The following is a 12,183-nucleotide window of genomic DNA, read 5'->3' as shown; positions in this document are numbered from 1 at the left end:
ACTCTTTGATCAATTGGGTTCCAAGATACTTGAGCTCCAAGTGCTTCGCTAATAAATCGAACAGGAACCATCGTGTTGCCATTTGATATATACGGACTCGAGCTTAAGACAAAGGCTCGACCATTGATGTAAGCAAACGGTGAACCAAGAATGAGCTGGACCGAAACACCTTCTTTTTCGGCAATTACTTTCTGATCTTCTTCATTCCAAGTCACATCCGCATGTAACGCTTCGAATACAGGCCGCATAGGAACCATAACAGTCCCCTGATTATTAACGGGCGGCACTTCAAAACTCAAGGTCTGATTATCTACGATAATACTTGCCTTGTGATCATTGTCGGCCATCACCATTCTTCCATTCGAACAAAAGAGAGTGCCTAATAGAATTGTAATGATGCATAATGCTGTTTTGATTCTCATGCTCAGTCTCCTTTTAATACGCGTCTCATTATAGGAATTCCATCTCAAAATCGACAACCCTACGTGCTAAATCCACATAATTATGATCCAACTTCACCTTAACTTTACCCATTCGGCGTTTTTCCCGCCATATCCTTAAATCCTCTTCCGTCTCCAGCTTCAACTCAGCTATCTCTAGTGCCCTATCCAACATATACTTCGTTGTATATAAAACGGTATAAATTCCTTGCCCCCCAAGGGCAATCGGCTCAACCCGTTTCTCCCACTCATCTAGTGTAAACTTCACATATAGGTCATTTTCCGTACCAGGCCTTGCAGGACGTTCTGTAATTTCACCGCGGCGGAGCACTTTCCAGTCCTTGATCTTGCCATAGTAATGGATACCGGTATCTCCAGTTCTATCAAACTTTTTACGAGACTGGCACATCGCAATGTATTCCAGCTGGGTTAGTACTTTCACATCTGTTAAGTTTTTCAAAGGCATATGGTAAAAGCGATGCTCAAGCATGGTTTGCAACTGAGAGGACTCCCTTAAAGATCCAACTAATACGTTCTTGCTGCTTAACTTATCTTCAAAATATTCCTTCGTCCCTCTCGACTTGGTTGAGCGCTCAAACGCTTTCTCGGGACTATCTAAAATAATCTCGTCCAAAAATTGTTCTACCAATTTCGTAGAGTTCGGCAAAAAAGGAAGTGCCCCGATGTTCATCAGCTCAATACTTTTATAAAAACGATGCTCTTTAAACTGTTCCTCTTCATGATAGGGGAATAACACGTACGCCCCGAACATACTTCTTTCCATCTCCTTAGTCGTTCCCGCCTGATAAACAATAGCGTCTCGATACCGATGCATCGTGTTAATATCATCCTCTTCGGGTCCCGGAGCTTTATAAGAATTGAAGTATGAAGTGCCTTCATAAGCTGGGTTCAAACGGTATTTCGCGTCAAAAATGTACTTGTACTCCTTCTCCTTCCCCGCATCCCTCTTTTTTAAAGTCAACACATTGTCTGGTAGCTGAGAAAGCGTTGGCGTTTGATCGGCACTCGGGAGCGCATTATAATGCAAAATAAAGGTTTCCCCACTTTTCGGGTTTTCGTAGACCATTTTGGCTTTCTGCGTTTTATCCAATGTGACAAATATACCGTTGCGATTCACCGTAACAATATCTTGCCTTAACAATTTGTATTTTTTACTCAAAATATGATGCAGCTTAAGGAAACACCAGTATTCGTAGAGCTGGGCCACATCCTTCATGGAAAGTCGGAATAAATCATCCTGGATCGAAAGGCCTTTGATCAGCATCAAATATGTTCGATATACTTCCCGGTACCCTGGGGCTATCTGCAGCACCAAGCTAATCGTAAATTGCTTCATTCCCCTTGCTTCACGCAAGAAATCCGACCTGAGCAGCATTTGAATTTGCGTAGTCATCTTATCGATTCGACCCAGAAGAACTGGATCTTCCTTGCGGTTCTTTTCCTTCCAACGAACTTTAAGCTTAAGCAGCTTACTGTTTATTCGCTCTAGCATCCAGCGCACGAAACGATTCTCAGTCGTATCATAGGAGATATGTTTCTTAGACTCCAACAAATGAGATGCCGTGTAATATTGATCCCCCACCCTGACATATCCATACTTCGGGTCCTCGACTAGTTGGTGAACACGTTTGGCAAGAAAGGCAATGTTTTCTCTCCCAGCCTTCTTTACTTTATCAGCAGGTTTAATGCTATGATTCGTCATTAACTTATGATGAGGGTTGACTGCAATCCTTCCCATTGAAGCCATCAATTGATCGAACACATGCTGCAAGATGGTAAAAAACTCAGTTAAGCTTTGATGTTGGGTATCTCTTAAACCAGTTAATTGATAAGTCTTTCTCATGAAATCAAACGCCAAATTGTAAATCTGATCGTTAACCTCATTAAGGATGTTATGGTAATCCTTCTTATAATCCATTTTGGAAGGGAAAATCTCCAGTTCTAACCGTAGAACCACCTGTCCCGCTAATCGAAACTCAAGCTCCGTATACCCAACCTCATTGCCAAAGTTCAAAACGCCAGACAGGATCATATCCCCAAGTGGTTTGATCGATTTACGAAGAAGAACATTTTCATGATAAAAGGCGAGATCAGTTGGCTTCTTTTTCTGGATCACCAGTTCATAATTTTGTGTCTCATAAAAGCAAGGGAAGCTTGATGCCCCTTCATACCAATCTATTAAATCACTATCGAGGGGTGAGAACACTTTTATACTTTCAATATTTAAAAATGAAGAAGGACTTGATACTTTTAGCATCGCATTTACCCATTGTTGCTCCCTATCCCTATGTAGTTGAAGTGTTTCCACTGTCGGATGGAAGGGACGACCCTGAATAAATAACGTGAATAAGTCCGTTTCTATACGTAGGAGTTCTCTGCTAGGATCAGGAGAGCCAGAAAGAGGTAAAGCCATCTTCCTCCAACCTCCTCAGCATAAACGCCAACTTCCGTGCACTTTGAGGATATTTAGCCGGAGGCGGTGTTTTACCTGAACCCCATTTGGAATAAAGTGAAGACGGATCTTCCATAAGATCTGTAAGATTGAAATTACCACCCTCCAACGATTCTTTTAGCAGTTTGAGAAGCACTCTTTTGACAGAGCTATGACTTCCCTGGATTCGAGGGAGAATTTTTTGAAAAAGCTGCAAATCAAACGCTTCATCTTCACTGAGTAACCCAAATCTTTGAGAATAAATGAGATAAAAGCAAACCGTATCCCGGATCCTGAAGCCAACATGGGCATGAATTTCCTCTAGAATGTTATTGATCGTAACAAGCTTATCTGTAGCTCGGACTACCAGCTCTTTGTAGCCTAGATCTACATCCACTAAATTCAAATAATCGGCCCTTATAAATAATTGATTAACTACCGTAAGATCACTAGCTTCTTGATCCTCTACGTCCAACCAAGGCAATTGCTTAAGATTAATGTAGTTAAATTCAAGCGTATTCGCACGATCTAACACCTTTTTGCTAAAAGGATGCGTGGTCTCATCCATATTTACCGTGCCAATGATATATACATTTTCAGGGATCGCCAAATCGCCAAAAGCTTCCTGATCTTCAATACGATCCAAGGAACCATTGGAAATTAGCGCTTCTGTGACGATTTTCCCATCGTGCCATTGCTGAGTTTCCAATAAGCTCAGTAAGTCACTGAAATAATGCTCGACACGGGCCAAATTCATCTCATCCAAGCATATAAAATAAGGCTTATGACGATTCTCAGGCAATGCTGCTTCAGCCAGGACTTCCGTCATCCTTCCCGGCTTAAATTTGCCAGACAAATCTTTATAACCAATCAAATCAGAAGGATCGCTCCAGTCAGGGCGTACCGGGATAAGGTTAAACTGGCCATTCTCCCCTGTAGCCCCTAACGCTTCTGCAAACAGCTTTACAAGCTTTGTTTTTCCCGTTCCCGATATCCCTGCGAGAATCACGAATGGCTTCGTTTTCAAAGAGAGGTAATAATTTTCGATCAGCTGATCCGGAAAATGGAAACCTTTTTGTTGAATGAAGGCCTTGATTTGATTAACAACACCTCTTATTTCTACATCACCTATGATTTGCAAAGGTATGACCACCTTAGGACTGGATTCAGCTTCTTGAAGCATCGTAAAAGAAGGCCAGTTTGAGTTCGGGGATTGCTTTTGGACTACTTGAAGGCCCTGTACCGTAAAACGAAACAGATATCCCTGATTCACCCCTCCAACTGAGTGTAGGGGACCTTTTAAAATATTTAACTTCATTAGTTGCTGGTTAAACAGTTGCAAGGGAATGGATGGGGTAAGAGCGAAATACTCCGTTCTCACCATTCTTCCTTGCTCTTGCCAAGATGACCCTGCTAAGGAACCTGGTTTAGGAGCAGTGACCGTAGCTTCTTGAACTTGGCTCACATACCTCAACTCTTTATTGGCGTAGTGGAGAATAATATCTCCTTTTTTCACTTCCTTCATTGTTTCCCAGTGATGCATCGTACGCCCTTTAGCGTTCTGAATTGGCGCCCATAGGATTCCCTCCGCTTTCTCAGTAGCTATGGTTGCCCCTTGGTTTACCCACCAAACATTTGGCATCAGACTTTGCGTAATGAGCTCTATCCGATATTCATATGGCACTCCCGTAGCATAAAATTCGATGTACTCGGCTCGTTCATCTGGAACAACAATATTCTTTTTACCACTGTTTTCTTCTTTTTGTTCGGCTATGTATTGGTACGAGGCTTGGAAATGCGAAATGAAGAACTGCTTCAGTTCTTTGTTGGAATCGTAACGAATTTGAAGGGCTTCTCGGTCCGCAGACTTCTGGTCAATATTTTGTAGCTTCGCCTCAAAGGTGTGGTCCTTACAATGAAAAATAATCCTTTGATTCGTGCCAAGCGATGGCGTTTGCCCTTGGTTGGCTTCGTTAAAATCAATATGAAATTCCAATGGAATATGAGTACCATATTCAAAAATGGAGAGGTCTACTTTTTTTCTTCCAATCAAGCTTGGGATTTCGGAATCTTTCCACCAGCTTCTCAGTTGTTTGATCATGCGGGACCTCCTTGGGTTTATTAGAAAATTCGACAGTTATTCTAGTAGTTCGTCAATATGGTAGGACTTCCCTGCTGGTTACTAAGTTTGTAAAGGAAAAAGACCGAATCCCTAGGAAGATGGATTCGGTCTTTTTTGAAATTCGCAAATATTATTCTCTGGTACTTTCTGTTTGGTAATATTCAGCATTCTGTGTCATTCCGAACTAACAAGGCTACCGACTCCACATGCACCGTATGCGGGAACCCACCCCGTTTTTATGTTTTCTGTTACAGTCACTTAATGCAGCGTAGAATCAAGGTTTTGGCAAATGGCTCTCGTTCTGTTCCCTTGAATTAGCGTACCTTATCATGAATTTTCACGGCAGTTTTACGGCAATTAATACGTGACATATTTAAACTGTTGAGAAGTTAGTTTTAACATGATTCTAATCATTATTTTGCGTTATAAGCCTTCAGGGCTGCATCAGCTCTTCCACAAGTAGCCCATAGCTCGGGTACTGCATGGCAAAGACATTTCAAGTGCGAAAGAAACATTTCTCCATCATTACCTTCCAACTTGCCAAACGCCATCTCTGTTAGCCAGTCCCCGACAAATTCCCTCCAGTTATTTAGGTCTACATGACTTGCAGCAGCTACAAGGCAAATCCTCATGGCTTCCTCAATTGCCAAGGTATATTGCGTATCATACCGATATCTACGCACAAGGATTTGCAATTCGTTGGCGAGCGAACTACTTCTTGCCGCGGCAGCGACCGAGGCTAAGCCATTTAATATAGCCAGAAGCTGAGACCTATCCGCCACGTTAGCAATCCGATAGCTTCCAAGCTTTAAAGCTCGTGCCGCCAATTCAGCCTGATGAGAATCAATATGAAAGATCAACGCGGAATTCACTAGAGCAATAAATGACGAAATCCCCACTTCCTCAGAGCCAAGTTGCGTCTCTATCGTCTCCGAGATCTCGGCAGGCAAAAAGCTCGGAATTTTACTCGCACCCTCTAAGGGTCCCGGTAAATACAGATGGTGAACCTGAACAAGTGAACTAAGACTCCCATGCTTAGTGCCAAAAACAAGGTCATACAATTCGTCGCTATTGATATTCTTCTCGTAGCTCTTGGCTGCAATGATAATGCGGCCGAAGAATTCAGCTTTCATTTGCGATGCCGAGGCAAGATCAGGATTCCAGCGCGGCTCCAAGCGCATATCAGCTAGCGATTGGAAATAATACTGTTCTACACGAGTGTTTACCGCCCACTTAAAAAACCGTTCAATATTAATCCCTGAATTCACAAGTTGACGATGAATTAATGCAGCCTGTGTCAAGGATGCTAACCTTCTGTAGAAAGGGGGTTCCTCTGAAAACAACCGAATCCTTGACAACTCTCCATCCACAAGAACGAATAATGCCACGAGAAGTTTAAATCCACTAGTGGAACCGTCAACGTCATCGTCTCGGATTTGTTTAATGAGACGAACAATGGCAGGTTCAATTTCAGGTATTTGGGAGAGGACGCGCAAGCCAATTTCAATGGCACCCAGTTGTGAGATTCTGTCGCCATGCCGTTCCAAGTAATCGAAGGCACGAACAAGATCTTCACTTTCCAAGTGATCAACAACAATTTCAGCGGTCAATTCAGAATGCATTGACAGATACAGGCTTAACAAGAAACCATCATACGGATTCCATGCTGACAGTCGCTCAAAAAGTTGTTTACCCTTCCCGGCGGCATACTCCTTGATGGACGCACTCCCGTCGTAACAACCTACCAACCTCTCAAAATATCTCTGGGAAGGAGGAACGAGTGAAGATATACTGCTCTGTCCATTTCTTATTTCTTCGAGTATCGATCGCGCTATATGGATAGGTGTATCGTGTAAGTCGCTGTGAAACTCATCTATTTCTTCATCATCGAAAGCACGTTCCGAAAGTATCTTGTACCATGTATCTCGTGCTATCATTGGCAAATTAACGTCAAAAGCCACTTCATTAATTGAATGAAGACGTATAACACTGTCTGGAGAGAACTCAGCAAAATCAGGAAGAATGAAACGCTGCTTGCTGTGAGAAATAATGAGGAGCGGTGACTCTCCTTCCTGGTTTTGAATCATTATCTTCCATTCTCTACCATCAGTGTCTATTACCTCTAATTCAGATTCTCCTGAATGATTCCTTCGAATGGCATCGTAAAGTACTGAGCGTTGAATTGACATACCAGAATCACCAAAGGTAAGAGTAGCATTCGCCTTTATTCCATATTCATCTCGAAACACCTGCTTTTCAAGCAAGGACTTGTGTATCAGTGGAGGAACTATCTTCAATGCAGCCAACGCAACTATGGACCTAATATAGGGGTTATTTTCCGTGTCATACCCATCTGTAAGTTCTATATCAGCCATCTTTGAAATCTGATTTCTTTGCCATTCAACAATCCAGTCATATAGTTCTGGATACTGCTCTTTGATAGGGGCTAAAACCCTCCCCTCTATCCAACTCCAATATTGGTCTTTTACTTCCTGTGGAGCTTCAAGAGGGGGTGTGAGCAGCATCAGGATAAATGTGCCCCTGCCGGTCTTAGCAAAATGATCTCCATTTCCGGGTCCAAAGCTGTGAGTCCAGCCGCGGATGTCAAGTTGATCTAAGATCCAGTCAGAGTAGGCCTTCACGCTGGAAAGGTCAGCTTCAACCCACCACATACTCTTCAGTACCCGATTGAACACTTGGAAGATCATGTCCAGCCAAGGAGTTTCTTTCGGAAGCTGAAGCCAATTACTCATCCTAACACGCAAAACACTTTCCCGGATAGCTTTCAGTTCAGCCGTCTCGACAACCTTGTTATCCTTTACCGAAGAGGCAACAAGATAAGACGTTAATTCGTCCTCACTAATAGGTACAAATAAATAGCCGGCACGACGGAGCAATGTCCTATACTCCAGTCGTTCATCGGGTTTTATAACACCATCGGATGCAAGAACATCTAGAAGTTCCAACGTCGAGAATATCGGCGATTGCTCGTTGCCTTCTCCGATACTAAAATGTTGGTTGAGGAACCTATCGTCTGAAATGCTGGCATCACAATTCCGTGCCAGAGTAATTAATCCAACAGTTGGATGTTCAGATATTGATGACTCATCTGCCCCATCAACATTGCGTCGTCTGCTTACCTTGATCTTTCGAGATTCGATTCGTGATCCAACAGCAAAACGTATACGCTCTATTACCTCGTTGATTTTCCCAGAAATCGATTCATATGCAATCAATTCATTAGCTTCAGATACCACTCTTGGCGACGCAATAGATTTAAAACCTGCATTTTTCAGTTTTTCAAGCATTCCAAGATGTAGGAAGTATGAAATAGCCAAATCATCCAAATATAGAACTGCCCCATCAGTGATCTCTGGCTGATGTGGCCAGGGCTTCTCATGAAGCTGTAGATAGGCAGTGGCTCTTTTTTCTTCCTCTGCGGTGATCTGACCTTTCTGTCGCAACTTTTTAACAACCGACAGACAACTACTCATTACAGCCGCATGTCCTGTCAAGTCGGCTTCTTCCTGCATTAGGGAAGCGATCCGATGAACCGGGGACGACCGAACCACGATGCGCTGGGTATTATCATCTCTAGCCTTTTTCGCCTCAGCTATTAAGCTGGCCAACTCATCACCAATCTGAGCTGATAACTCGCTATCAGCCACCGTGGTTGGAATAAATTTCTCTAGGAGATCTGTCGCAAGCATATGACGCACCTGATGCGCGCCCTTAATACGACTCGGCTGATGAAATGTAATCTTCTGTTTCTCTTCAAATAGCCATTTAAGGGTTGAATGTGGCACATGAACCTCATCAAAAGCGTCAAGCGCCTTATCCAAAAGGTTCAGAAAACCCAAGGTAAGAAATGCAGTGGCATCTATACCAATAATTCTAACATTATTGAATTGTACTGGTTGTCGCTGACCGCTATACGCCGAAATAGCGCCTCTACGTCTCGGATCACTCTCCGACAGATTAGCCAAAGCTGGAAAAAGCATCAGGCCGATTAAAGACTTGTTGAGGGATTGAGCCGCAAGAAACTGAGGAATTTCGCCGCGGCTTAGCAACTGCCATGTTTCAGACTCTCGACGATCCCACTCAGGTTTCCGATCGAGCATCTCCTTCAGTGACACTTGTTGAATTGGGCCATCGTCGCCAGAGATTGCGGCGGCTTTGTGAAGCCATTGCGAAACCTCCACATTATCTTCCCAACCAGCTTTCGTAGCCAAGAAGTAGGCGGAAGCTAAGACGCTGGCATCATCATTAGCTTTTGCTGCTGCTTCAAAGATCAACCCCTTGGCATAAGGCGAGCCCAAATGAAGAGCCAGTTGTGCCGCGCCAATCAGATCGTTAGCGCTTCTTTTGTCTTTCTCTTGGAATTCATTTACTAAAAACACGGATAGGGAGCTCCAATCACCCAGAGAAATTCCAATACTAACCTGTAGAGCGCGATAGTTCGAACTGCTGCTGTCATCGCTCAGCTTTGCTAATTCAGAACGAGCCTCAAGTAGCTCGCCCTCATGATATAGCGCCCAACAATAAATCATATGCAAGTTCTTGGATTGAGCCAAGAGATCGATGTTCGCCTTAATTAGTTCGACAAGCCTTTCAGTCTTATATGTATGGCTCAAGGCGTCCGCCAATCGCTCGGCGTCCTGAACGGTATGGGTTCTGTCGAAAAGAATCTCCCCATATTCACAAAGGCGCTCCCAATCTCTCTTGGATTCTAGTGTATCAACCAAACTAGCCAGATCGCCTAAAGAACCAGTTTGCTTAAATTGTAGCATTCGAATCTCAACTGGATCAGCCCCGTCAGCCTCAGCGATTACTCTTCTTTGACGGCTTTCCTCAGCAGCGGAAAGCCCCTCTTCCAACAGTAGATCCAGACACTCATTGGCCCTTTCAGGAAACCCAGCACGCGAAAGCATCTCAATCTGGAGAAAACGCAAGGATTTTTTATCAAGATGCTTTGAAAGCTCCTCGTAGTGTTGGGCTATATAATTCGCACCATTCTCTGGGGTCTCTTGAGTGAAAGCAAGGGCAAATCGGGCAAGTGCAGCATCTTGGGTAATGCCACCATTGAGTGCAATTTGTCGTTCGATCTCCTGCTCGACTGCCTTCAGATCCAATTCGATACCGAATTGACGCCCAAGATGAATAAGACGAAGAGCGGACTTTGGATCACGAAGTCTTTCCTCAAGCCGTTTTCTTCCATTGTGAGAATTCTCGGGATCTTTAAGTTCAAGCCAAAGTGCATATTCATCGTCTGCTGTTGCTGCATAAGGGCAATTAAGCTGGCGTGCAATCTCGGCAGCGTCGAGAAAGTGACCGATCGCTATACGACGGGCATGAATCGAATCTGCATCCGAAGCTAGCGGGAAACTCGCAGCTTCAAATGGTAACCAGCTAAGTACAGCAGCGCGAAATTCAGTCGGCACCGTGCTTAGGAGATGTGTCATTGCCTTCATATGGTGGAGAGCCGGGGTTTCTACTAAGTCCTGATCCGTCAACACAGCAGCCGTTTCCTTTGCGGCATCCCAATGAGCGAGCTTTAACTGTTGCATTATTAGGTGGTTTTTACCATCAGGGTCCAAGTCCGTAGTCTTGAACCCTACGGTCTTTAACCAAGCAACCGCCCCCACTGCCTCTTCATGATGGGAGACGACCATGAGAGCCGCGGACCGAGAGATAGGAGAATCGATGCCAGCGAGAATTTTCAGAGCGACGTTTTTGTTACCCTTCTGTGAATTGAGGAAGGCGTCCGCGATGTCAATTTCCGGACAATTCCCTAAGCCCTTTGCAAGGTTAAGGTACTCTTCTGCTTTTTCCAATTCCTCTGTTCGCACCAAGAAACGTGCACACCAGGCTAGTGCCCAGCTTCTTACCGCATCAGTACCCCCGGATAGTTCTCCTTCAACAAGCTTTCTTGCCAGCGCTAATGAAGAACGCAATGTGTTGAACTCTTCAAAAAAACGTGATTTGCGAATACTACCGATCTCTTCCTCAATTTTCTGATCGACAAGCGATACTGGAAAATATCCATGGGGAAAGAATGCCTGCTGGACAAGTGACCTGCTAAAAAACTGTTCCGAAATTAGTGATGTTTCTTTTATGCCACTAGGGGAAGGATCATGGGGAACGTAACCACTAAAAGGAAAAAAATTTAGTTCGCCCTTTTGTCCCCATGGATGGTCACTCGCTCTTGGGTCAAATTCAAATCTTTTTAAAGTAAACCCTCTATCTTCAACCTTGATAATAGAAAAGTTATTAAAATGCCCAGCATTATCAAAAGTAGCTCCAGCAGTAATATGCCATGCTGCATTTGCTATTTTATCTGGTTTTCTAATCTTCCCATGTGTGTGACCTGTTAATATTAGATCGCATCTTTCTGCTAAATAATCAATTGTGTTTGGACGATTTTCTGAGCCATATCCAGTGTGTTCGCTATCATTTAACCACTCACGAGGATGATGAATTAGTGATATACATGGAGAGTCAGTTAATTCTTTTCTTAGTTTAAGGAAATTATCATTTTCAACAGCCCGAATATGTGGAAGTCCAACCCACAGATTAGATTTATCATTTTTCCCCAGACAAAACCAAGAAGAATTGAAGACCACGAAACGTATACCATTGACCACACGAGCGCCTACAAGATAATTGTCCTCGTCGCGAATTTTAAAAGGAACGATACCAAACGATTTGCAAAATGAAATAAAATGATCAAATGGTTTTAAAAAATGATTTGGAATCGGCCAAGATAACCAATCATCCGCAGTTGGTGCATCTGGGGGATAGTTCATTCCTCTAGTTGCAATACGATCCACGTCATGGTTTCCAGCACATAAAATAATTTGCGAGGGTTTCAGATGGGTTACTTCTAGTAAAGTCGTTAGCCAAACTGTAGCCTCTGAATATTCTTGTTCCGTTCCAGAATATCCAATATCCCCCGAAATACATATAAGATTTGGTTGCCATTCGGGAGGTTGTTCTTTAAGGCATTCTAACAAATTAGAGAGGCAAAGTGTACGTTTATCAATTTCTGATGCATTTCCTCGTTCAGCACCGAAATGTAGGTCGGAAAGGTGTAAAATAACTTGTTCCATATATAGACCACCTTGTATCCAGTAATAATTTCAATTTACTCTATATTTTCACTGCCTTTT

Annotated in this window: 3 protein-coding genes and 1 pseudogene; all 4 read right to left on the bottom strand. The window is 43.4% G+C overall.

Annotated elements, in window-relative coordinates:
- Positions 1-5 precede the first annotated feature (5 nt).
- Positions 6-347, bottom strand: a pseudogene (locus tag ABRS97_RS28245) (copper amine oxidase N-terminal domain-containing protein); the annotation flags it as partial.
- A gap of 103 nt (positions 348-450) precedes the next feature.
- Positions 451-2,874 (bottom strand): DUF2357 domain-containing protein, encoded by a 2,424-nt coding sequence (locus tag ABRS97_RS23110; RefSeq protein ID WP_367817748.1) that lies wholly within the window; start codon positions 2,872-2,874, stop codon positions 451-453.
- Positions 2,846-4,993: an McrB family protein gene (locus tag ABRS97_RS23105; protein ID WP_367817746.1), complete on the bottom strand. Its 2,148-nt coding sequence runs from the start codon at positions 4,991-4,993 to the stop codon at positions 2,846-2,848. The genes ABRS97_RS23110 and ABRS97_RS23105 overlap by 29 nt, the downstream gene beginning before the upstream one ends.
- A 434-nt stretch (positions 4,994-5,427) precedes the next feature.
- Positions 5,428-12,123 carry a metallophosphoesterase family protein gene (locus ABRS97_RS23100; protein ID WP_367817744.1) on the bottom strand — a complete coding sequence of 2,232 codons (6,696 nt, stop codon included), beginning with the start codon at positions 12,121-12,123 and terminating at the stop codon, positions 5,428-5,430.
- Positions 12,124-12,183: the final 60 nt, after the last annotated feature.

The sequence above is a fragment of the Paenibacillus tabacirhizosphaerae genome (assembly GCF_040812395.1).
Classification (GTDB): domain Bacteria; phylum Bacillota; class Bacilli; order Paenibacillales; family NBRC-103111; genus Paenibacillus_E.
This window is presented reverse-complemented; position numbering and strand designations above follow the sequence as displayed.